11 protein-coding genes are annotated in these 23,143 nt (G+C 70.3%); 6 read left to right on the top strand and 5 right to left on the bottom strand.

Annotated features, from left to right (window positions below; translation table 11 throughout):
* Position 1: 1 nt before the first annotated feature.
* From FOF48_RS26275 to FOF48_RS26250, 6 genes are all read left to right on the top strand, one after another.
* Positions 2 to 496, top strand: coding sequence for a cytochrome c maturation protein CcmE (locus FOF48_RS26275; RefSeq protein ID WP_143905823.1), 495 nt, complete (start codon positions 2 to 4; stop codon positions 494 to 496).
* Positions 493 to 2,517 (top strand): heme lyase CcmF/NrfE family subunit, encoded by a 2,025-nt coding sequence (locus tag FOF48_RS26270; RefSeq protein ID WP_143905820.1) that lies wholly within the window; start codon positions 493 to 495, stop codon positions 2,515 to 2,517. Before FOF48_RS26275 ends, FOF48_RS26270 begins: the two co-directional genes overlap by 4 nt.
* Positions 2,514 to 3,074, top strand: coding sequence for a redoxin domain-containing protein (locus FOF48_RS26265; RefSeq protein ID WP_143905818.1), 561 nt, complete (start codon positions 2,514 to 2,516; stop codon positions 3,072 to 3,074). The genes FOF48_RS26270 and FOF48_RS26265 overlap by 4 nt, the downstream gene beginning before the upstream one ends.
* A 139-nt stretch (positions 3,075 to 3,213) precedes the next feature.
* The gene (locus tag FOF48_RS26260; RefSeq protein WP_255442689.1) at positions 3,214 to 4,440 is read left to right on the top strand and encodes a zinc ribbon domain-containing protein; all 1,227 of its coding nucleotides are present in this window, start codon (positions 3,214 to 3,216) and stop codon (positions 4,438 to 4,440) included.
* 113 nt (positions 4,441 to 4,553) lie between these two features.
* Positions 4,554 to 5,039 carry a cytochrome c-type biogenesis protein gene (locus tag FOF48_RS26255; protein ID WP_143905816.1) on the top strand — a complete coding sequence of 162 codons (486 nt, stop codon included), beginning with the start codon at positions 4,554 to 4,556 and terminating at the stop codon, positions 5,037 to 5,039.
* A 3-nt stretch (positions 5,040 to 5,042) separates the two neighbouring features.
* Positions 5,043 to 5,999 carry a tetratricopeptide repeat protein gene (locus FOF48_RS26250; protein ID WP_143905813.1) on the top strand — a complete coding sequence of 319 codons (957 nt, stop codon included), beginning with the start codon at positions 5,043 to 5,045 and terminating at the stop codon, positions 5,997 to 5,999.
* 46 nt (positions 6,000 to 6,045) lie between these two features.
* Here the strand turns inward: FOF48_RS26250 and FOF48_RS26245 are convergent, their stop codons facing one another.
* The 5 genes from FOF48_RS26245 to FOF48_RS26225 are packed head-to-tail and all read right to left on the bottom strand — an operon-like array spanning position 6,046 to position 23,125.
* Positions 6,046 to 6,951, bottom strand: coding sequence for an SAM-dependent methyltransferase (locus FOF48_RS26245; RefSeq protein WP_143905811.1), 906 nt, complete (start codon positions 6,949 to 6,951; stop codon positions 6,046 to 6,048).
* Complete coding sequence (locus tag FOF48_RS26240; RefSeq protein WP_143905808.1) at positions 6,948 to 7,970, bottom strand: fumarylacetoacetate hydrolase family protein; 1,023 nt, start codon at positions 7,968 to 7,970, stop codon at positions 6,948 to 6,950. The genes FOF48_RS26245 and FOF48_RS26240 overlap by 4 nt, the downstream gene beginning before the upstream one ends.
* Positions 7,971 to 7,984: 14 nt before the next feature.
* Positions 7,985 to 13,237, bottom strand: a complete 5,253-nt coding sequence (locus FOF48_RS26235; protein ID WP_255442688.1) for a MupA/Atu3671 family FMN-dependent luciferase-like monooxygenase — start codon at positions 13,235 to 13,237, stop codon at positions 7,985 to 7,987.
* Positions 13,237 to 17,316, bottom strand: coding sequence for a type I polyketide synthase (locus tag FOF48_RS26230; protein WP_143905804.1), 4,080 nt, complete (start codon positions 17,314 to 17,316; stop codon positions 13,237 to 13,239). The genes FOF48_RS26235 and FOF48_RS26230 overlap by 1 nt, the downstream gene beginning before the upstream one ends.
* The gene (locus tag FOF48_RS26225) at positions 17,309 to 23,125 is read right to left on the bottom strand and encodes a type I polyketide synthase (protein ID WP_143905802.1); all 5,817 of its coding nucleotides are present in this window, start codon (positions 23,123 to 23,125) and stop codon (positions 17,309 to 17,311) included. Before FOF48_RS26225 ends, FOF48_RS26230 begins: the two co-directional genes overlap by 8 nt.
* Between the last annotated feature and the right edge of the window lie 18 nt (positions 23,126 to 23,143).

Below are 23,143 nucleotides of genomic sequence, written 5' to 3'. Positions count from 1 at the left end.
CATGACGCCCGTCAACCGCAACCGCCTCATCGCGCTGGGAGCCCTGCTCTTCGCCGGCGCCGGCCTCGGCTTCATCGCCTTCGGCAACATCGGGGAGAACCTCGTCTACTACTGGAGCCCGTCGGAGCTGCTCTCCAACGGGGACAAGGCCTACTCGGCCACCATCCGCCTGGGCGGCGTGGTGCAGCCGGGCAGCATCCACTGGAACGAGTCCCACACCACGCTGGACTTCCGCGTGGCGGACAGCGCGCACGAGGACGCCAAGAGCGTGCACGTGCGCTCGCTGGAGACGCCCCCGCAGATGTTCCGCGAGAAGATCGGCGTCGTGGTGGAGGGCACCTATGACAAGGCCGGCATCTTCACCTCCAACCGGCTGATGGTGAACCACTCCAACGAGTACCGCGCCCCCAAGGAAGGCGAGTCCCCGCGCAAGTGGCAGGACACGCTGGCCGAGGGCGCCACCACCGCCGCCGCGACGCCGCCGGGGGCGCCGTGAACGGAATGCTGGGCTATGGGCTGGTGCTGGCGGGGCTGGCCTTCGCGGCCTTCGGCGCCATCATCGGGCTGGTGGGGGGCATGCGCCGCACGGACGCGAGCTACCCCTGGGTGCTGCGCGCGGTGTGGGGCTTCGCCGCCTGCATGATTGGCAGCAACCTGGTGATGGTGGAGGCGCTGATCAACCACGACTTCAGCGTCAAGTACGTGTCCCAGGTGGGCAGCCGCGCGACGCCGCTCATCTACACCATCGTGTCGCTGTGGAGCGCGCTGGAAGGGTCCATCCTCTTCTGGGGCCTCATCATGGGCGTGTACGTGGCGGCGTTCGCCTTCGTGCACCGCCGTGAGCACGCGCGCTACATGCAGCTGGCGCTGGGCACCATGCTGGCCGTGGGCGTCTTCTTCGCCTTCCTCATCGCGGGCCCCGCCAACCCCTGGGGCGCGGTGTCGCCGGTGCCGGCGGATGGGCCCGGGCCCAACCCGCTGTTGCAGAACCACTTCCTGATGATCATCCACCCGCCCATGCTGTACGCGGGCTACGTGGGCATGACGGTGCCCTTCGGCGTCGCGGTGGCGGGCCTGCTTCGCGGGGAGATTGGCGAAGCGTGGATGGCCCCGCTGCGCCGCTGGACGCTCATCGCGTGGATGTTCCTCACGCTGGGCATCGTGCTGGGCTCCTGGTGGGCGTACGCGGTGCTGGGCTGGGGTGGCTACTGGGCGTGGGACCCGGTGGAGAACGCCAGCTTCCTGCCGTGGCTCACCGCGACGGCGTTCATGCACTCCACCATGGTGCAGGAGCGCAAGCGGATGCTGAAGCTGTGGACGCTGAGCCTCGCGCTGGCGTCGTTCGTGCTCACCATCCTGGGCACGTTCATGACCCGCTCCGGCATCTTCAACTCGGTGCACTCGTTCACCCAGTCGGACATCGGGCCCACGTTCCTGGTGTTCATCGGCGTCCTGCTGGTGGTGTGCATTGGCCTGCTGGCCACGCGCGGCCACCTGCTGGCGCCGGAGGGCCGGCTCAACTCGCTGCTGTCGCGCGAGGCGAGCATCCTGGTGAACAACCTGGTGTTCGTGGCCATCACCTTCACGGTGCTCCTGGGCACGCTCTACCCGCTGGTGTCGGAGGCCGTGCGCGGCATCCGCGTGAGCGTGGGCGAGCCGTACTTCAACAAGATGGCGGTGCCGGGCGGCATCGCGGTGCTCTTCCTCATGGGCGTGGGCCCGGTGCTGCCCTGGGGCACGCCGGACAAGGCGGCCCTGCGCCGGCAGTTCCTCATCCCCGCGGCGGTGGGCGTGGCCATCACGATCGCCTGCTACGCGGCGGGCCTGCGCGGCGTGTACCCGCTGATGACCTTCGGCATCGCGGGCTTCGTCACCCTCATCACGCTGCGCGAGCTGGCGGTGCCGGTGCGCGTGCGCATGACGGAGCGCAAGGAGGGCTTCGTCACGGCGCTGGCCACGGCGACGGGCAAGGCGCGCCGGCGCTTCGGCGGCTACGTGGTGCACCTGGGCATCGTGCTCATCATCGTCGCGGTCGCGGCCTCCAGCGCGTACGTGAAGCACACGTCCGGCACGCTGAAGAAGGACGGCACGCTGATGCTGGACGGCTACCAGCTCAAGTACGTGGGCCTGTCCTCCGGTGAGGAGCCGCACCGCACCTTCGTCGCCGCGCGCCTGGAGGTGACGGCGCCCAACGGCACGGTGAGCGAGCTGCGCCCGCGGATGAACTACTACGAGCGGAGCACGGACCCCGTGGGCACGCCCGCGGTGCGCGAATCCCCGAAGGAGGACCTCTACGTGTCGCTGATGGCCTTCAGCGAGACGACGGGCACCGCCAGCTTCAACGTCTGGGTGTTCCCGCTGGTGGGATGGATCTGGTACAGCCTGCCGCTGCTGCTGCTGGGCACGCTCATCGCCGTGTGGCCGCAGCGCCGGGCCGCGGTGCTGCACGCGGAGGCGCCGACGGTGGGCGCCGCCCCGCCCCTGCCTGGCGGTGACGCCGAGCGGGGGGCGGCATGAAGCGCTGGCGGCTTCCCCTGGTGTTCGCGGCGGTGGCCGCGGCGCTGCTCTTCGTCCTCTTCAAGGGCTTCGGGCGCGATCCCCACGAAGTGCCCTTCATGCTCAAGGGCGCTCCCGCGCCGGACTTCGTGCTCAAGCCGCTGGACGGCGGCGAGGACGTGAAGCTCGCGGACCTCAAGGGCCACCCCGTCGTCCTCAACTTCTGGGCGTCGTGGTGCGGGCCCTGCAAGTACGAGCACCCGGTGCTCGAGTGGGGCGCGCGGGAGATGGGCTCCCAGGCGGTGTTCATGGGCGTCGTCTTCGAGGACACCGAGGACAACGCGCGCGACTTCCTGCGCCGCATGGGCGTCAGCTTCCCCCAGCTGATGGACACGCGCTCGCGCATGGCGGTGGACTACGGCGTCGCGGGCGTGCCGGAGACGTACTTCATCGACGCGCAGGGCATCATCCGCGGCAAGCACGTGGGCCCCATCGATCCGCAGACGCTGGCGGCCCGCGTGAAGGAGCTGAACCAGCCGGGCCCCGCGCCCACCACCGAGGCCGCGCGGCGGAACTGAGCGGCGCCCCCCCGTTGGGAAGTCCGGCGCCTGGGACACCGGGGCCGCCTCGCGGGAGGCCTGGAATCCGTGGTACGTCCCTGCTGTCGGCGTCGTTCGAAGGGGCTTCCCCCGGCCCCTGCATTAGCGAGGTGGGCCCATGCAGTGCCCCGAGTGCGGTGAGAGCGCGGCGGACGTCCGCCTGAGTTACTGCGAGAACTGCGGCGCGAAGATGCCGGCCCGTCCGGCCGCCGCGCCCCGTCCCAGCAGCGCCCGCGGCAACCGCCCCAGCCGCCCCGCCTCCGAGCCCGCCTATGCGTCGGAGCTGATGGACGAGGAGGAGGAGATCCGTCAGCAGGGCCGGGCCTCCTCCAGCCGAGCCCCGGCGGCGGCGCCCCCTCCCGAGGTCGAGGAGGACGACGGCTACACGGGCCCCCGCTGGCTCAAGGACGTGCCGGGCCACTCGCAGAGCGTGTTGGGCGTGGGGCTGGTGGTGTTCTCGCTGGTGCTGTCCATCCTCCCCTTCTTCCCCAACGTGGGCGTGCTGGGCACGCTGCTGACGCTCGTGGGCGCGGTGGCGCTGGTCGCGCGGGAGCTGCGCCGCGACGGCAACGCGCCGGGCTGGGTGGACAGCGTGCCCCTGGTGCTGATGCGGCCGGAGGTCCCCGCCGTGTTCACGCTGCTGCTCCTGGCCCTGACGGTGCGGCTCTTGTCGGGCTTCAACCTGCTGGTGCCGCTGTGGGCGGCGGGCACGGTGTTGATCGCGCTGGAGCAGACGCGGCTGGTCATCGCGGGCCCGGACGGCGTGAGTCGCCACCTCGACGTCCGTTCGCTCGTGGGCTTTCCCCGGGTGGTGGCGCTGGCGGGCGTCGCGATGTGCGTGGTCGCGCTCTTCCTGCCCTGGGGCAAGATGACGGCGGACGGGTCGCCTCTGCCGAGCAACGTGCCCGTCCCGGGGAGCGCGCGCGCCGGGCCTCCGGAGCTGCGGGTGATTCCCACCCACCGTCCCTCGGATGATTCGCTCTACAGCCAGGGCGGTGGCATCCAGACGCGCTCGGGCTGGGACCTGCCCATGTCGGAGCTGCCGGAGCTCGCGCTGCTGGCGCTGCTCGTCATCGCGGCGCTGCGGCCGGAGGTGGAGCGCCCGGCCTTCCTGCGCTGGGTGCCCGTGGGCGCGGTGAGCGTGAGCCTGCTCTGGGCGCTGATGGGGGTGAGGCTCGCGGTGGGCCCCCTCGCGTTCCTCCTGGGTCTGGGGGCGGTGGGTTTCTATGCCGTGCGCCACGCCCTGGGTCGCGACGAGCCCGACGGCCTCCTGCCGCCGGAGGACGACCCCTACGACCCCGACCAGGACCTGGAGACGGAGCCCGACTCGGGCTCCCGCCGCTAGGTGCGCGGACATGCGCCCCAGGGCCGCCCGGGCGGCGGGCGGGCGTCCCAGGTTTCGCTGTGCAACACCCGTCAGGGGGCGGTAGGTAGGGACGGCCCCCGCTGGAGCCCTCGATGAACGCCGTCCTCCTTTCGTTGACCCTCGCCCTGGGCCTCGCCACGGGGCAGTTCGCGCCGCAGCAGGCGGGGAGTGATCCGCTCGCGCCGGCCCACGAGGCGCGGGTGCAGCAGCTGGCGAAGAAGCTGCGCTGCGCCGTGTGCCAGGGCCTGTCGGTGGCGGACAGCCCGTCGTCGATGGCGCGCGCGCAGCTCGACAAGGTGCGCGAGCTGGTCTCCGAGGGCAAGACGGACACGGAGATCGTCGACTACTTCGTGGCGCGCTATGGCGAGTGGGTGCTGCTGGAGCCGCGCGCGGAGGGCTTCAACTGGTTCGTCTGGCTGGGGCCCGTCGTGCTCGTGTTGGGTGGCCTCTTCGTCATCCTGAAACAGCGCCAGCCGCTGCCGGAGGCCGCGCCGGCCCCCTCCCCTTCCTCTCCGACGCCGTCGACCGACGACGCGGACCCCTACCTCCAGGCCGTGCGCCGGGAGCTGGAGCGCTAAGCCATGCAGCCCGAGCCCACCAACTGGTTGCCCGGAATCATCGTCCTGTCGGTCGCCTTCGTGCTGGCGGCCGCGTGGCTCCTCTACATGCGCTTCAAGACGGCCAGCGCGCCCGAGGCCACGACGAAGGCGGACGGGACCGCGGACGACCTGGCGCAGCGCGCGCAGTCGCTCATCGAGCAATTGCGCACGCTGGAGGCGGAGAAGCACCACTTCACCGCGGAGCACTACACGGCGGAGAAGGCCCGCCTGGAGAAGGAAGCCGCCGCCGCGCTGCGCGCGAAGGACGAGCACCTGAAGCGGCAGGCGGCCGGTGAGCGGACGCCCGCGCGCAACGTGCCGGCGCCCACGGGGTGGGCGTCGCGCAACCCGCAGCTGGTCGGCGCCATGTGGGGCGCGGGCGTGGTGGTCTTCTTCGGGGGCCTGGGCTACCTGCTGGTGTCCGAGCAGAAGCCGCGCGAAGAGGGGCAGATGGGCACGGGTGTGATGCCGCCGGGGATGATGGCCCAGCAGCAGCAGGAGGACATGCCCCCGCCGAACGACGAGATGGAGCAGGCTCGCCAGCGGCTGGAGTCGAACCCGGGCGACGTGGAGGCCGCGGCGATGTTGAGCCACGAGCTCATCCGTCAGCAGCAGTTCGCCGAGGCGATGAAGGTGACGCAGAAGGGCCTGGCGGTGGACCCCTTCAACGTGGAGCTGCGGGTGCACCGGGGCGTGCTGCGCGCGGCGTCGCAAGGCGACCTGCAGGGCGCGGAGCAGGAGCTGGTGGAGCTGGTGGACACGTGGCCGGACGCGCAGGAGGCGCTCATCTTCCTGGGCAGCCTGGCGCTGCGTCGCGGGGACAAGGCCGGCGCGCTGGTGCACTTCGAGCGCTTCACGGTGGAAGTGCCCAAGAACATGCAGCCCCCGCAGCTGGCCCCCGCCATCGCCCAGCTGAAGGCCGAGGTCGCGCGGCAGTAGCCAGCCGCGCCCGCGTCCCCCCACCCGCGCGACGGGCACCGCCAGTTCAGGGCCGGCTGACAGGCCCCTGGACCCGCGCGTGGGCGATGCACAGGAAGCTGGAGGCGGAGCAGAGCAGGTCTCCGTTGCTCCGGACCAGGTACCTGCGCTCCAGCTCTGCGGAGCCGACCCTGGAGACCACCTCCAGCCCTCGCTCGCGAAGGAAGCGCTCCGTGGCGTCCTCCTCGATGCCGAACGTCATCGGGTGGCCCATCTCCGCCAGCGAGCGGATCCACTGCTCGGTGCCGGGATAGCGGGGGTCTCCCCGGAGCGCCCCCTGGGCCACGTAGTCGAACGCGATGCTGCTCCCCGGCGGCGTGTTGCGCACGACGAAGCCCAGCGTCTGATCGACGCCCTCCTGCGTGAGGTACATGCTCACGCCCTCCCAGAGGAAGAAGGTCCGCGCGGAGCGCTCGAAGCCGGCGGCGGGGAGCACGTCCTCCAGCCGCTGCGTGTCGAAGTCGATGGGCACGTACCGCACCCAGTCAGGCAGGGAGCCGAAGAGCGACTGGAGCCGCTGCTGCTTCTTCACCTGCGTGGCCGGCAGGTCCACCTCGAAGACGCGCGCCTTCGACAGCCGCTCACGGAACCGGTACGCGCGGCTGTCATAGCCCGCGCCCAGCAGCACCACCTGCTCCACGCCCTCCTCGAGCGCGCTCACGAAGAGCGCGTCGAGATGGAGCGTCCGCGCGGTGGCGCAGCCATAGGCCCCCGGAAACCTGCGACCAAAGTGGCTCATGAGCCAGGAGCGCAGCGGGGCAATCGACAGGGCCGCGCGGGAGATGGGCCCCAGGAACTGGGCCGCCATGAGGTCGGGATTGCGGACGGAGGAGTCCGGCTCATGCACGCCCATGGCACGCCAGATCGCGACCCCCTCCGCCGTCCGGTCGGCACGTCGCTTGTCCCGGTTCATCCGACCCTCACATGAGCTTCGGGCTCCGGTCGCGCCGTCATCTCCAGCGACCGCGTCACGATGCGGTTCTCCTGGGTCCCCAGGTGGATGACGTCGTCCCGACTGGAGATCGAGGCACGCAGGACGTCCCCCGCCTTCAAGTAGGCGGCGGTGTTGCCCTGCTTCAAGAGGAGCTTCGCGAGCGTCTTGTCGGACAGGAAGACGCTGATGAGCTTGCCCACCTGTCGAGTCAGCTTCGACATGTTCCTGCCCGCCGCCACGCCGCTGGGAGTCCCCGTCAGCACGAGGTCTCCCGGGAACAGGTCCATGATCTCCGACAGCTCCGTCAGGGTCTCTTCCGGCGGGTAGATCATCTCCGCGGTGCTCGCGTCCTGGCGCACCTCACCGTTGACGGACAGCATGAGCCGCAAGTCCATCAGCCTCGCGGCGTCCTCCGGGCCGAGGAGATAGACATAGGGCCCCACCGGGCAGAAGGTCCGGAAGCTCTTCGCCTTGTGCCACTGCCCCTCCGCGAGCTGGAGGTCCCTGGCGGAGATGTCATTGCCCATCACGATCCCCGCGACGAACTCATGCAGCCGCGCCCGCGCCACGCGCACGGGCCCGGAGATCCTCCGGCCGATGATCAGCCCCAGCTCGATCTCGTAGTCGAGCATCCGGACCCGCGCGGGCTTGATGATGTCCGCCGTGCTCGACGCCAGCGACGACGACGCCTTGCGGAAGAACTGGTTGAAGTCCTTGGCGTCCGGGTCCTGCCCCACCTCCAGCATGTGGCTGCGGTAGTTCTGTCCCTGGCAGACCACGTTGCACGGCGACGTCACCGGGGCGAGCAGCTCGACCTCCGCCAGGGCGAGGCCCTCGCCCTCGCCTGCCGCCGCCATCACCCGCGCCCGCGCCGCGCCCTTCTCCAGGAACTCGGCGAGGGACTCGTACCGGCCCGGGATGGGGACGACCTGCTCCTGGCGGACCCATCCCCACCGGACCTCGCCTCCTGCCTTGAAGCGCGCGACATGAGTTCCCATGGCGAAAGGCTCCTTCACCGCGGCCCGGGGGCCACCGCGAGTTCATCCAGGAAGCAGGTCATCCGGTCCGCGACCTCGCGAACATGCGGGGCCTGCAGCATCGTGTAGTGATTGCCTGGCACCTGATGGAGCTGTGCCTGGAGCAGGCGCTCGCCCCAGCTCTCCACCGGTGCGGGCAACGTGTCCGACGGGTGCGCAGCCAGCTGCTCCGCCTGGAGGAAGAGCACCTTGCCGCGGTAGGGCTCGGGCCGGTAGCGGGACAAGGCCCGCGCGTTGCGCGCGAAGACGCGGAAGCGCTGCTCCAGCTCCGGAAGCTCCACTCCCGGCAGGGCGCCCAGGGCCCTGGCGTGCTCGGCCAGATAGCCCAGGCGTCCTCCCTCATCGAGCGTCTGGAGCTTCGTCGCATCGAGCTTCGCCGCCTCCGCGCCCCCCAGCAGATCCGTGGCGAACCACGCCATCAGCGCGCCGGGCTCCTCCGCCCGCTGGTAGAGGTCCGGAGACCAGGTCTCCAGCAACATGAGCAGCTCGACCTGCTCCGACCGTGCCTCCAGCTGCCGCGCCATGGCCTGCGCGACGATGCCTCCCGTGGACCAGCCCCCCAGGCGATACGGCCCCTTCGGGCGGACCCGGCGCACCTCCTCCAGGTAGCGCGCCGCCATCTCCTCGATGGAGCCCGCGTCCTGATCCGCCAGGGATTGCAGCGCGTAGAAGGGCTGACGGGGCCCGAGCTGCCTCGCCAGCGGCGCGTAGCACAGCACGTCTCCCCCCGTGGGATGCACGAAGAAGAGGGGTGGCTTGTCGCCCGTCTCCTGGATGCGCACGAGCGGATCCCGAGCGCGCGTCCCTCCGTCCTGCTGGCGCAGCAGGGCCGCGAGCTGACGGATGGTGTCCGCCTGGAACAAGAGGGAGACAGGCAGCTGCCGCCCCCACCTGGCGCGGAGCCGGGACATCAGCCGGACCGCCAGCAACGAGTGGCCCCCCAGCTGAAAGAAGCTGCTGGTGACGCCAATGGGGCGCAGGTCGAACAGCTCCTCCCAGAGCGCCGCGAGCTCCAGCTCCAGCGCGTCCCGGGGCGCGACGTAGGAAGCCGAGAGCTCCGGTGCCGGCGCGTCGGGCACCGGGAGGGCGCGGACGTCCAACTTCTTGTTCGGCGTCAACGGCAGCGCGTCGAGCCGGACGAAGTGAGCGGGAATCATCGAGGCCGGGAGCCTGTCCCGAAGGAAGCGCGACAGCGCCGAGGGCGCGACGTTCGCCGCCTCCGTGGCCGCCACGACGTAGGCCGTGAGCCCCACCTCCCCCGCGGCGTCGGCCCGCGCCACCACCACCGCCTGCCGAACCTCTGGGTGCTGGCGCAGCTCCGCCTCGATTTCACCGGGCTCGATGCGCACACCCCGGACCTTGACCTGCTGGTCCTGGCGCCCCAGGAACTCGATGCGCCCATCCGGCAGGTGACGGACCAGGTCTCCTGTCCGGTACATGCGCGTGCCGGGTTCAGCGCCAAAGGGGTCCGGGATGAAGCGCTCCGCCGTCAGCTCGGGACGGTGGAGGTAGCCCCGCGCCACCCCTTCGCCGCCGATGAACAGCTCACCGGGCACACCCACCGGAACGGGCCGCAGCCGCGCGTCCAGCACGTACATCCGGGTGTCCGCGATGGGCCTCCCGATGGCGATGACCGGCGCGGCCTCCGACACCCGCTCGAACGAGGACCAGATGGTCGCCTCGGTCGGGCCGTACATGTTGAGCACCTCGCCCCCCACCAGCGGGAGGACCTGACGCCCCAAGGCCGCGGGGAAGGCCTCGCCTCCCACCAGGAGCTTCTTGAGCGGACGCAGCGACTCGGCGCCCCCTGGCTCCAGCAACAGCATCCGCAACATCGACGGCGTGCACTGGAAGTGGGTGACGCCGTGCCGGGCGATGAGCGAGGGGATGTCCTCGGACTCCTCCTGGGGACGCGAGCACTGCTCGCGCAGGGCGTTCAAGGTCCGGAGTCCGGCCAGCGTCGAGTCGACGTCCACTCCGAAGTCGATGAGACACGCGACCTCGTCCACGCCCAGCTCGCGCAGCCGGTCGATCAACGGCAGACAGCTCTCCACGTTTCCGAACAGGCCCATCTGGTTGAAGTACCGGTCGATGGCCTTCGCGAGCAGCAGGTCGACGTCCGCCTCCGTCAGCGACTCCAGCTCGCCTCCGTGCGGCAGCGGCCCGAGGACCGAGCGCAGGAGTCCGATGGAGCTCTTCAGGTACTGGCGAAGGGGCGCGTTCACCTTCTGGCGGATGGCTTCGACGTCCTCCCCCATGAACGTGTGCAGCATGAGGGTGACGTGGCCCGGCCCCGGCCCGTGGCCCGCGGCCGTCCAGGCGTCGCGATAGATTTGAATCTTCTTCGCCAGCTCCGGGAGGTTCTGTCCGAGCAGGTGCGTGAGCACGTGGGCGCCCGACGCCCCCGCCGCGCGGAACGTCTCCGGGTTGCCCGCCGCCGTCACCCAGACCTGGACCTCCGGCTGGATCGGCCGGGGCAGGGACTGGACTGGAACGTCCTGGCCCTGCCCGTTCCGGAAGGACACCGCCTCTCCCCGCCAGAGCTTCTGGACGGTGGAGATCTGCTCGAAGAAGCGGCTGCGTGCCTCCGCGAAGCGCTCCGGCGCGAGCACGAAGTCATTGGGGTGCCACCCCGAGGCGAACGAGAGATCGACGCGTCCGTCGGAGAGGTTGTCCACGATGGACCACTCCTCCGCGACCCGGATGGGGTTGTGCAGCGGGAGCACGATGCTGCCCGCGCGGATCCGGATGTTCCGCGTGGTCGCCGCGAGGGCCGCGCTGACGACGGAGGGATTCGGATAGAGCCCACCGAAGGCGTGAAAGTGCCGCTCGGGAGTCCAGACCGCCTTGAAGCCGTGCGCGTCCGCGAACCGGGCGCCCTCCAGCAGGAGCCGGTACTTGGCCTTCGCGTGCTCTCGCTCGTCGCTGGCGAAATAGAACAGGCTGAACTCGAGCGGCTTGCCCGACACACCGGGAGGGCTCGACGTCCGGCGCGCCCCCTGCTCGCCGCGCAGGACCACCTGGAAGCCTCGGGTGAGCGAGTACAGGAGCTCCAGCACGGAGATGTCGAATGACATGCTCGTCGTCGCGAGCCACACGCCGCGCTCGCCCGCGTCCATGGCGCCGTCCATCGCGTCGAAGAAGCGCGCGACGTTGCGGTGACAGACCATGCAGCCCTTGGGGCGGCCCGTGGAGCCCGAGGTGTAGAGCGTGTACGCCACATGCTCGGCGTTCACGCCGCTGCTCGGAGGCTCCACGTCCCCGGACGCGTCCTCGCCGCCGTCGTCCATGAGCACCACCTTCGCGCCCGTCTCCGGCAAGAGCGCGCGCTGCCGCTCCTCGGCCAGCACCACCCGCGCCTGGGAGTCGGTGAGCATGTAGGCCAGCCGGTCCACGGGATAGGTCGGATCCATCGGCACGTAGGCGCCGCCGGCCTTCAGGATTCCGAGCATGCCCACCACCATGTCCGGACCTCGTGGGACGCAGAGGCCCACCCGCACCTCCGGTCCGACCCCAAGCGCCCGGAGCCGGTGCGCCAGCCGATTCGCGCGCGTGTCCAGGTCGCGGTAGCTCAGCCGCTGGCCGCCGGAGACCAGCGCGATGGACTCCGGGGACGCGAGGACCCGCGCCTCGAACAGCTCGTGGATGCACCGCGCGGGAGACGGCTCGGAGCGGGTCGCATTCCAGGTGTCGAGCACCTGCCGTCGCTCCTCTTGCGTCAGCAGGGGCAGCTCGGACAGGCGCCGCTCGGGGTCCTCGACGATTCCCTCCAGCAACGTCTCCAGATGCCCCACCATCTGGCGGACCCGCGCCGCGTCGAACAAGTCCGTGCGGTACTTCAGCACGCCGCCCAGGGACGCATCCGTCTCCGTCAACTCCAGCGAGAGATCGAACTGGCCTTCCTGCTGCGGGATGTCGAACGGCCGCAGCACGAGCCCGCCGGGCAGCGCCGGGTTCGCCTCGTCACCCTGGTAGATGTCCTCCCGGGGCGTGGGCTGGAGCATGAACGCCACCTGGAAGATGGGCGAGCGTCCTGAGTGCCGCTCCGGGTTCAGCTTCTCCACGAGCAGGTGGAAGGGAAAGTCCTGGTGCGCGAGCGCGCCGACGACCGTCTGGCGCAGCTGCCCGAGCAGGGCCCGGAACGAAGGGTCACCGGAGAGCCTCCCCCGCAGGACCATCATGTTCATGAAGTTGCCCACGACCTTCGCGAACTCGGGTTGAGTCCGTCCGAGCGTGGGGGTGCCGACGAGCAGATCCTCCTGCCCCGAATAGCGGTGCAGCAGGGTCATGAGCGCGGTCAGGAGCACCGTATACAGCGTGACGCCCTCCTGCTCGCAGAGCGCCCTCAGCCGCCGGGCCAGCGTCCCTCCCAGCGAGACGGGCACCGAAGCGCCCGCGTAGGTCTGCACCTCCGGACGGGGATGCGCGAAGGGCAGGTCCAGCACCGGCAGCGCTCCCACCAGTTGCCGGGACCAGTAGTCCCAGAGCCGCTGTCCCGCGGAGCCCGAGAGCATCTCGGCTTGCCACCGGACGTAGTCCACGTAGGTCGCCGGGGGTGGAGGCAGCGTCGCGGGAACGCCCGCCTTCTCCGCGGCGTAGAGGTGCCGCAGCAGCTCCTCCCCCAGCACCAGCAGCGACCATCCGTCGTAGACGATGTGGTGGATGGCGATGAGCAGCACGTGGTCCCGAGGCCCCCGGGAGAACAACCGCACCCGCATCAGCGGGCCCCGCTCCAGGTCGAACGGAGCCTCGGAGGCCCGCGTCACCTGCTCCCGCAGCGACTCGAGGTCGAGGCCGGGGACCTGAAGCTGCTCGAACTGGACCTCGGCCCGCTGACGCACCCTCTGGAGCGGCTGCCCCTGGTGCGCCGTGAAGGTCGTCCGCAGCGCGCCATGCCGGTCCACGAGCCGCTGGCAGGCCCGTCGCAGCGCGGCGACGTCCAGGTCGGTGACGATGCGAATCGACAGCGCCGTGTTGTACGCGGCGCTGTCAGGGGCCACCTGGGAGACGAACCAGAGCGCCTGCTGCCCATGGGAGAGCGGATGGACGGACTCCCCGTCGGCCGCGAGCCGGCGCAGGTGCTCCACCAGCGCGGCCTTGTGCGTGGCCAGCTTCGCCAGGGTCTCCGGCGAGAGCGCGCCCTTGGGGGCCCGGTACTTCAGCCGCTCCCCCTCGACCCAGAGCGTGGCGCCCTGCCGGGACAGCTCGGCGACCAGTTCGTCGGTCATCACAGCTCGCCTTCCTCCCAGTCCTGGGTCGAGGCACCCCGTCCCGGACCGCGGCCGTCGAGCTGTTCAGCGAGGCGCTGCGACAGGTGCGCGATGCTCGCGCCCTGCAACAGCTCATCGAGCTGCATCGTCACGCCTGTCTCCGCGTGGATCTTGTGCTTCAGCTCGAGCGACAGCAGGGAGTCCAGGCCCAGGGTGCTCAGGGGCTGCTCCGCGTCCAGCCGGACCACTGGCATCTTCAACAGGTTGGCGACCAGCTCTCGCAGGTAGCTGTCGAGCAGGGGGCCCCGCTGGCCGGGCTCCGAGGCGAGCAGCGCCTTCGAGAAGGTGCTCGCCGCGGTCGAGGCCTCCTGGAGCGCCTTGGCCCCGGGAGGCGGCGGCAGCGCATACGGCCCCTTCTCGACGGCGCTGTAGACGGCGTCGTACGAGACCCGCGCGCCCAGGCGCTCCAGGTTGATGCTCCGGAGGGTGTCCACGTCCAGCGACTCGTCCTTCGTCACCGTGAACAGGAGGTAGGCCGCCAGCCGACGCCGCAGCAGCTCACCCAGCATGTGGATGCCATGCAGGTGCTTCTGCGTCACCTCATCCAGGTCCCGGGTCACCCGCGCGAAGTTCTGCTCGAAGTCGGGGTCGTGGAGGAAGTTGGCGATCTCCTGGCTGGACTCGACGGCCTCGACGATGCGCAGGTGGTTGCGGGCAAGCAGCTCCGCCCACTCGGCTTGAGGCACGAAGAGCGTGGTCGACTCCGGGTGCTCGATGGGGCTGACCATGTTGGACAGCGTCTCCGCCATCACCAGGTAGCCGCCGTTGCGCAGGCTCCGGCTGATGTTCGCGAAGAGGTCCGCCTTGTTCCGGATGTGATGGATGACCTGGAACGCGATGACCAGGTCGTACGTGGACGGGAAGGGATCCCGCGAGCTGTCCTGGTAGTGGAGCTTGATGCGCCCATCCAACCCGAGCCCGCGGATGCGCTGCCGCCCCGCTTCAATCTGGTCGGGCGAGATGTTGCAGCCGTGAAGCTCCAGGTGGGGATGCGCCTTGCCCAGGTCGATGAGGTCCGCGGCGTGGCCACACCCGATGTCGAGCACGCGGGTGAACGACGGGAAGTCGAGCCCCCGGTAGAGCGTCCTCGCCATCTCGAGGTTCGACTGAAGGGCGAGGTCGTAGAACTGCTTGTAGACCGCCTCCTTCGCGGGGTCCTTCTCGGGCCGGTACATCGCGATCCACGAGAAGCCAGGCACGGGCTCGCGGAGCGTGGCGAAGCGCAACGACGGGAACTGCACCGCGGTGTTGACCTCCGCCAGCTGGACGATGGTCCGGTAGAAGGTCACGAGCACATCGGTGTTGGGGATGAGGGAGTCGACCCAGTAGCGCTCACGCTGGAAGGGATACGTGGGCAGCGGCGTGCGTCGACGCGCGTGTGCCTTGTCCAATCCCTCCCAGTCCACCTCCACGCCCCTCACGTACAGCCTCGCCATGCTCCCCAGCAGCGTCTCCCAATCGCTGCTCCCGGGCCTCAGGCTCCCCACCCACTCCGCCTCCCCCTTCCCCAGGTACCTCTTCCCCACTCCCGTCAGCGTCGGCTTCGGCCCCACCTCCACGAAGACCCGGTACCCCCTCTCGTACAACCCCTTCACTCCCTCCCAGTACCGCACCGGCTCCCTCAGGTGCCTCGCCCAGTACCCCGCCTCCTTCTCCTCTCCCCCCTTCACCGCCTTCCCGCTCACGTTCGACACCAACTCCAACCGCGCTCGCTCCATCCTCACCTTCCCCGCCGCCCTCTCGAACGCCTCCTTCATCGGCTCCATCAGCTCCGAGTGGAACGCGTGCGTCGTCTTCAACACACGGCACTCCTTCCCCTTCGCCTTCAGCCTCCCCTCCACCTCCTCCACCTCCTTCACCCTCCCCGCCAGCACCACCTCCTCTGGCCCATTCACCGCCGCCACCAACCCTCCTCCTCCCTCCCCCCTCACCTCCTCTTCACTCGCCAGCACCGCCACCATCTTCCCTTCTCCCTCCAACCCCTCCATCAACCTCCCTCTCTCCATCACCAGCTTCAGCCCCTCCTCCACGCTGAAGACTCCCGCCACGCACGCCGCCACGTACTCACCCAGGCTGTGCCCCATCACCGCCGCCGGCTTCACTCCCCACTCCGCCCACACCTGCGCCAGCGCGTACTCCACGCTGAAAAGCGCCGCCTGCGACACGCTGCTTCTCTCCAGCTGCTTCCCCTTCCCTCCGTACAGCACCTCCACCAGCGACTCCCCCAGCTCCTCCTTCACCACCCCGTCGCACTTCTTCATCACCTCCCGGAACGTCTCCTGCGTCTCGTACAGCTCCCTCCCCATCCCCTCGTGCTGCACTCCCTGCCCCGTGAAGAGCAGCACCACCTCTTCTCCTCCCGCCTTCCTCGCCTGCCCCGCCGCCCCCCTCTCCACCGCCCCTTCCCTCTCGTACCTCTCCAATTCCTCTCTCAGCTCCTCCGCCGTCCCTCCCACCACCGCCACCCGGTGCGCGAACCGCCCTCGCCCCGTGTTCGCCGTGAAGCACGCGTCCCCCAGCGCTTCTTCCTCCAGCGCCTTCGCGTACCGGCCCGCCAGCTCCCTCAGCGTCTTCTCGCTCCTCGCTGACAGCGCCAGCACGTGCTTCGGCCGCTCCTTCCCCTTCCTCCGCTCCACCTCCGGCGCCCCTTCCAGCACCACGTGCGCGTTCGTCCCGCTGGCGCCGAATGAACTCACGCCGCCCACGCGCTTTCCGTCTCGCGCCGCCCACGGTGCGTGCTGGGTGGGGATCTCCACCGGCAGCTCATTCCAGGGGATGTAGGGGTTGCCCCGCTTGAAGTGCAGATGGGCGGGGAGCTCGCCGTGCTTCAAGGCGAGCACGAGCTTGATCAACCCCGCGATGCCCGCCGCGTATTCGAGGTGGCCGATGTTCGTCTTCACCGAGCCGACCTGGAGGGCCGCGCCACCTTCCCGCTTCCCTCCGAACACGGCGCCCAGCGCGCGCAGCTCGATGGGGTCGCCCAGCGACGTGCCGGTGCCGTGCGCCTCCACGTAGCCCACCTGCGCCGGCTCCAATCCGGCATCCGCCAGCGCCTGGCGGATCACCGCCTGCTGTGCGAGCCCGTTGGGCACCGTCAAGTCACTGCTGTGCCCATCCTGATTCACCGCCGTACCGCGAATGACGGCGAGCACGTTGTCCCCGTCCTCGAGCGCGTCGGAGAGGCGCTTGAGCACGACCATGCCGCAGCCTTCGCCCCGGCCGTAGCCATCCGCCGCGGCGTCGAACGTCTTGCACCGGCCATCCACGGCGAGCATGCGCGCCTTGCAGGTGGTGATGGTGCCCTGCGGCGTCAGGATGAGGTTCACGCCCCCCACGAGCGACAGCGAGCTCTCACCCGAGCGCAGGCTCTGACACGCCAGATGGACCGCGACGAGTGACGAGGAACAGGCCGTGTCCACTCCGAGGCTCGGCCCCTGCAAGTCGAAGAAGTGGGACAGGCGCCCGGTCGCGAACGTCAGCAGACTGCCCGTCAGGTAAGTCGCGTCGATGCTGTCGGCGCCCTTGCCCTGGATGAGCTGGGTGTAGTCCCCGGTGGCGCCGCCAATGAACACCCCCGTCTTGCTGCCCGCGAGGCTCCGCGGCGCGATGCCCGCGTGCTCCAGCGCCTCCCAGGCCACCTCCAGCAGCAGCCGGTGCTGGGGGTCCAGGTTCGCCGCCGCGCGCGGAGGAATCCCGAAGAAGTACGGGTCGAAGAGGTCGACTCCCTCCAGGAACGCGCCATTCCGCGTGTACATCTTCCCGGGCTTGGATGGGTCGGCGTCGTAGTACGCGTCGATGTCCCAGCGGCTGCGCGGCACCTCGCGTACGGCATCCACGCCGTCTCGCAGCAGTCGCCAGAAGGACTCCGGGTCATTGGCGCCGCCCGGGAACCGGCAACCGATTCCGATGATGGCGATGGGCTCCGCCGTCTTCTTCTCCGGAACGCCCTCGCCCACGGAGCGAAGGAGCATCCTGGCAAGACTCACCCGCTTCTCGGGGGAGAGACCGCGCACCAACTTCTCCATGACGTCACTCATTTGAGCCCTCACCAGGGAAAGACTGTGCAAGTGATTGCAGCGCGGTCTCAGACAACCGCTCCGCTTCGCTCAGCAGTTCGAAGATGCTTTCGTCCTTCAACAGCGGATCCACCTCGGCGACGGCGGCGGCGGCGAGCGCCACCTCCGGCCGGGGAGCAACAAGCGCCGCGAGCGCGGGGACCTCCTTCGCCAGGAAGTCGGTCAGCTCCGCGACGGTCGGGTACTCGAAGGCGAGCGTGGAGGGGAGCTTGTGCCGCAGGCTCCGCTCCAGGTGGTTCTTCAGCTCGACGGACATGAGCGAGTTCATGCCCATCTGGAAGAAGCCCTGCCCTGGCGTCAGGGCCGACGGCTCCGCGCCCAGGACACGCGCGGCTTCGGCTCGCACGAACTCCTGCAACACGCCGCGGCGGCGGCCCGAGGGTGCCTCCTCCAGCCGGCTCAGCAGCTCGGAGCGGGCGGCGCCCTGCTCCGCGGGGGCCTTCGCGGCGGACGCGGCCACGGAGATGGCTTCGAGCAGGGGCCGGTGTCGCCGTGCCTCCAGCAGCGGCTTGAAGCGACTCCAGTCCACCGCCGCCACGGTCCTCTGCGTGACGCCCGCGCCCACCAGATGCCCCAGCAGCGTGAGCGCCGCTTCGGTCGGCATCGCCTCCAGCCCCACCTGCGAGAAGAAGCGCTGCGCCTGCTCCGAGCCCGCCATCCCGCCTTCACTCCAGCGGCCCCAGTTGATGCACGTCGCCGCCAGCCCCTGTGCCTTGCGGTGGTGCGCGAGCGCGTCGAGGAAGTGATTCGCCGCCGCATACGCGGCCATCCCCTGCGAACCCCACACGGAAGACGCGGAGGAGAACAGGACGAAGCAGTGGAGCGGCAGGTGGCGGGTGAGCTCGTGGAGCATCCAGGCGCCCATCGCCTTGGGATGGAAGACGGACGAGAGCACCTCCGGGCCTGTCTCCCTCAGCGCGCGGTGCGCCGACACGCCCGCCGCGTGGAAGAGGCCCACGAGCGGCACCGGCCCCTGGCCGCATGCCTCGATGAGCGCGCGCACCTGCTCCGGTTCGCCGACGTCGCACCGCAGGTAGCGCACCGTCGCCCCTTGCGACTGGAGCTCGCGGAGCGCCTTGACCCGCGACGTGAGCGGGCTGTCCGCCGGGAGCGAAGCCCATTCGCCCGGGGCCGGAAGCTCGGTGCGACCCGACAGGAGCAGGTGCCGGGCCCCACGAGCCACCAACCACCGCGCGACCTGGAGCCCCAGTCCTCCCAGTCCTCCAGTGATGAGGTACGCCCCATCGCTCCGCCAGGTGGCCTCGCCAGCGGGAGGCACCTCGCCGCGCGACAGCCGGGCCACGTGCCGCGTCCGCCCACGCAAGGCGAGCTGATCCTCTCCATCCGACGCGCACAGCTCCTCGCAGAGCGCATCGACCTCCTGCGCGTCCGAGGAAGGCGAGAGGTCCACGAGGCCACCCCACAGCTCGGGGTGCTCCAGCGCGAGCACTCGCCCCAATCCCCAGATGGGCGCCTGCGCGACGGAGACGGGAGCACCGTCGCCGACGGACTGCGCGCCCCGCGTGACCAGCCACAGCCGCGTGTTCGCGCCCGCTCCCCCGCCCAGCCGCTGCACCAGGGTCAGCAGGCTTCCGCAGCCGCTCCCCAGCGTCGCCTCTTCCAGCGCCACGTCGCCGCCGAGGTCCAGGTTCCACAGATGCACCACACCCCGGAAGGGGCCGCCTCCCTCCGAGGCCAGCCGCTCCAACACCCGCTGCCAATCCGCGGGGTCCGTCGGATTGACGTGGGCCACATCCGCTCCGGGTGTCTGGGGATCGAGCCCCGCATACAGCAGCGTGCAGCGCTCTCCCCGGGCTCGAAGCCGCGCGGCCAGCGCCTCCCCCGTGCCCGTGCGGTCGCAGAGGAGCAACCACCGGCCAGCGGCTCCGCCCTTTCGCTCCGCCTCGGGTTTCGGCGCGCGCGGCCTCTGGGGCCACTTCACCTCGTAGACCCACTCCTCGCGCACCGCGGAGTCCTCGGCGGGCGCCGCCCAGGCCCCCGCGTCCTCGAACGCGGCGAACGGGGTCAGCGCCGCGACCTTGGCGCGGTTCACCCGAGCCAGATAGGGCGCCCCCGCGTGCTCGTCCTTCTGGGCGACGAGCAGCGCGTAGCTCATCAAACCCTTGTCGAGCGCCTTGCCGAAGTTGCGCATGGCATCGAAGTTCCGCTTCACCAGCTCACTGAGCTTGAACCGCTGGGCGACGACCTCCAGGTGACGGTCGAACCCGGGGTCGTCGAGGAAGTGCGCGGCCTCGCGGCTGATGTCGACGCCCTCCACCAGACGGAAGCGGTGGCGCGCGAGCAGCTCCGCCCACTCGTCGGCGTTGACGTTGTACGACGCGGTCTCCTCGACGTTGATGGCCGAGACGCCATTGGCGATGAAGTCGGCGAGGAGCAGGAAGCCGCCGTTCTGGAGGCTCCGGGAGAGGTTCGCGAACAGCGCCGTCTTGTCCGCGACGTGGGTGGCGACCTCGAACCCGAACGCCACGTCGTACCGGTCCGGGAAGGCCTCCTTCGCGCTGTCACGCGCGAAGACCCGGACGCGGTCCTGGAGCCCGCGCGCCCGCACCCGCTCCGCGTCGATGGCCGCCTGCTCCGCGGAGATGGTGTAGCCATCCAGGCGCAGGTGCGGGAACCTCCTCGCCAGCGAGATGAGGTCGGAGGCATACCCGCATCCGAAGTCGAGCACCTTGCGCACCGAGGACCAGCGGACGCCTCGGAAGAGCACCGACCGGAGCCCGCGCTGCCCCTGCAACAACAGCTCCGTGTGCTCGGGTCGCTCCGGGAGACCGTAGACGCTCATCAGCCAGGAGAAGCCCGGGACCGGTTGACGCTGGATGCCGAAGGTCAGGTAGACCTCGTCCGGCGCGAGCACCCGCTCCCGCTCCACGGAGTCGTCGTAGAAGCGGGACGGCGTGCCGTCGGCGTGCTCGGACGTCATCGCGTCCGCATGCGCTTCCCGCGCTTCCCGGAGGGGGGCGACAGGACGTGCCACGCTCCGGGGAGCGGCCTGACGCGGCTCCAGCCAGAAGCGTGAACGCTGCCAGGGATAGCCCGGCAGGAGCGTGCTCTCACCGGCCTCCGGATACACCGCGCGCCAGTCGATGGGATGCCCCGCGGTGTAGAGGGCCCCGAGCGACTGGAGCAGGACCTCCGTCTCCCCCTCCTCCCTCCGCAACGAGGGCAGCACGACTCCCTCCGCGCGCGACGCTCGGACGATGCGCTCGATGGACTGCGTCAGGATGGGATGCGGACTGAGCTCCAGGAAGACGTGGTGCGGGCTCGCGAGCAGCTGCTCGATGACCGGAGAGAACAACACCGGCTCGCGCAGGTTGCGCAGCCAGTAGGTCGCATCCCAGTCCGTCCCATCGGTCAGGCCGCCGGTGACGGTGGAGTACACGGGCAGGTTCGCGGGCCGGGGCTGGAGCGCGCCAAGCACCTCCCGCAGCTCCGGGAGCAGCGACTCCACTTGCGGAGAGTGGGACGCGACATCCACCTTGATGCTCCGGCAGAAGACGTTGCGCGCCTGCAGTCGCGCCATGACCTCCTGCAAGGCCGTGGCGTCTCCGGCCAGCACCGTCGTCGTCGGGCCGTTGCTCGCGGCGATGGACAGCCGGTCCTCGAAGCCCGCGAGCGTGGCCCGCGCCTGGGCGAGGGAGAGCTCCACCAGCGCCATTCCGCCCTGACCGCGAATGCGCCGCAGCAGCGCGCTCCGGCGGCAGATGACCCGCGCGGCATCCTCCAGACTCAGCACGCCCGCCACATGGGCCGCGGCCACCTCGCCCATGCTGTGGCCCACCACCGCGTCGGGATGGATGCCCCAGGCGCGCCACTGGGCGGCGAGCGCCACCGCGATGGCGAACAGCATCGGCTGGATGACGCCGATGTCTTCCATCCAGGGCGCGTCGTCCACCGCCTCGAGCAACTCCAGCAGGGGCCCCACGCCATGCGCCCGCATGGCCCGGTCACACGCCTCCAGCGTGGAGCGGAACACGGGGGACACCTGAAGCAGCTCCCGCGCCATGGTGGGCCACTGGGAGCCCTGCCCGGAGAACACGAACACCACCTTCGGCCGGCGCGGCGAGGCCTCCCGAGAGGAGAGCGCCGGAAGCGGCTCTCCCCGGAGGAAGGCCCCCAGGTGCTCCACGAGCTGCTCGCGCGTGCGCCCGACGACCGACAGCCGGTGCTCGTAGTGGCTGCGTCGCGCGCTGGCCGTGTAGCAGACGTCCTCCAGCCGTGGCGGCGCGCCAGGCAGCCAGTCCCGGTAGTCGCGCGCGAGCTGCTGAAGCGCCTTCTCGTCGCGCGCCGACAGCGTCAGCAGATGGGAGGAGCGCGCGGGTGACTCCGCTGGGCGCTGGCGCGTCGGCTCCGGAGCCTCTTCGAGGATGAGGTGCGCGTTGATGCCGCTCAGGCCGAAGGAGCTGACCCCCGCCATGCGCCTGCCGGAGGTCGTGTCCCAGGGACGCAGCCGGGTGGGAATGGTGATGGGCAGCTCGCTCCAGGGAACGGCTGTCGTGGGCCGGGACAGATGGAGATGGGGAGGAAGCTCGCGATGCTGGAGCATCAGCACCACCTTCATCAGTCCCGCGATGCCGGCCGCCGCCTCCAGGTGCCCGACGTTCGTCTTGATGGAGCCCAGGCTCAGGGGCCGTGAGGACTCCCGCCCCGGAGCGAACACCTTCTGAAGCGCGCGCACCTCTATCGGATCGCCGAGCGGGGTCCCCGTTCCGTGGGCCTCGACGTAGCCCACCTGCGCCGGCTCCACGCCCGCGTTGGCGAGCGCCCTTCGGATCACCGCCTCCTGCGCGGGCCCGCTGGGCACGGTCAGTCCGCCACTGGGACCATCGTGATTGACCGCGCCGCCTCGGATGACGGCGAGCACCGGGTCCTTGTCGGCGAGCGCGTCGGAGAGCCGCTTGAGCACCACGACACCGCAGCCCTCGCCGCGCACGTAGCCGTCGGCAGCGGCATCGAAGGTCCTGCACCGCCCGGTCGGCGACTGGGAGCGGAGCCGGGACGAGACGATGTGCCCATCCGGGGCCAGGATGACGCTGACGCCGCCCGCGATGGCCATGTGGCTCTCGCGAGCGCGCAAGCTCTGACACGCCAGCTGCACCGTCACGAGCGACGAGGAACAGGCGGTGTTCACCGCCATGCTCGGGCCCTGGGCTCCCAGGATGTAGGAGATGCGACCGGCCATGAAGCTGGAGTCGTTGCCGAACGCCAGATAGGCGTCCATCAGCGCCGGGTCCGCCTGCTGCGCCTGGAGCTGGGCGTAGTCGTTGAGCATCACCCCGACGAACACCCCGGTGAGGCTGTTCGCGATGCGCTCCTGGACCTGCCCCGCGTTGGCGAGCGCCTCCCAGGTCACCTCCAACATCAACCGCTGCTGGGGATCCATGCTCGCCACTTCGCGAGGGGCGATGCCGTAGAACCGGGCATCCAGCTCGTCGAGCCGGACGCCCTTCAGGAATCCCCCCCAGCGCGTGTACATCTTCCCTTCCGCCGCGGGGTCCGGATCGTAGTAGTCGTCGATGGCCCACCGGTCGGGTGGCACCTCGACGATGGCGTCGCGGCCTTCGCGCAGAAGCTCCCAGAGCGCGTCCGGATGGTTCGCGCCCCCCGGAAAGCGACACGCCATGCCGATGATGGCGATGGGCTCGCGCTTCTCGCGTTCACTCGCCTCCAGCCTGGCTTGCATCTTCTCCAGCGCGACCAGGGCGCGAGCCAGGCGAGCACTGTTCTCGTGCGGGTCCAAGGGGCTGCTCATCTTCGTGCCTCTCTCATG

It is taken from the genome of Corallococcus sp. Z5C101001, assembly GCF_007352635.1.
Taxonomy (GTDB): Bacteria; Myxococcota; Myxococcia; order Myxococcales; family Myxococcaceae; genus Corallococcus; species Corallococcus silvisoli.
The sequence above is the reverse complement of the archived record's forward strand: the minus strand, read 5'-3'. Positions and strand labels throughout refer to the sequence as shown.

Coding starts and splice junctions, on each gene's coding strand:
- FOF48_RS26275 (WP_143905823.1), top strand. CDS start 2: ATGACGCCCGTCAACCGCAACCGCCTCATCGCGCTGGGAGCCCTGCTC.
- FOF48_RS26265 (WP_143905818.1), top strand. CDS start 2,514: ATGAAGCGCTGGCGGCTTCCCCTGGTGTTCGCGGCGGTGGCCGCGGCG.
- FOF48_RS26260 (WP_255442689.1), top strand. CDS start 3,214: ATGCAGTGCCCCGAGTGCGGTGAGAGCGCGGCGGACGTCCGCCTGAGT.
- FOF48_RS26255 (WP_143905816.1), top strand. CDS start 4,554: ATGAACGCCGTCCTCCTTTCGTTGACCCTCGCCCTGGGCCTCGCCACG.
- FOF48_RS26250 (WP_143905813.1), top strand. CDS start 5,043: ATGCAGCCCGAGCCCACCAACTGGTTGCCCGGAATCATCGTCCTGTCG.
- FOF48_RS26245 (WP_143905811.1), bottom strand. CDS start 6,951: ATGAACCGGGACAAGCGACGTGCCGACCGGACGGCGGAGGGGGTCGCG.
- FOF48_RS26240 (WP_143905808.1), bottom strand. CDS start 7,970: ATGGGAACTCATGTCGCGCGCTTCAAGGCAGGAGGCGAGGTCCGGTGG.
- FOF48_RS26235 (WP_255442688.1), bottom strand. CDS start 13,237: ATGACCGACGAACTGGTCGCCGAGCTGTCCCGGCAGGGCGCCACGCTC.
- FOF48_RS26230 (WP_143905804.1), bottom strand. CDS start 17,316: ATGAGTGACGTCATGGAGAAGTTGGTGCGCGGTCTCTCCCCCGAGAAG.
- FOF48_RS26225 (WP_143905802.1), bottom strand. CDS start 23,125: ATGAGCAGCCCCTTGGACCCGCACGAGAACAGTGCTCGCCTGGCTCGC.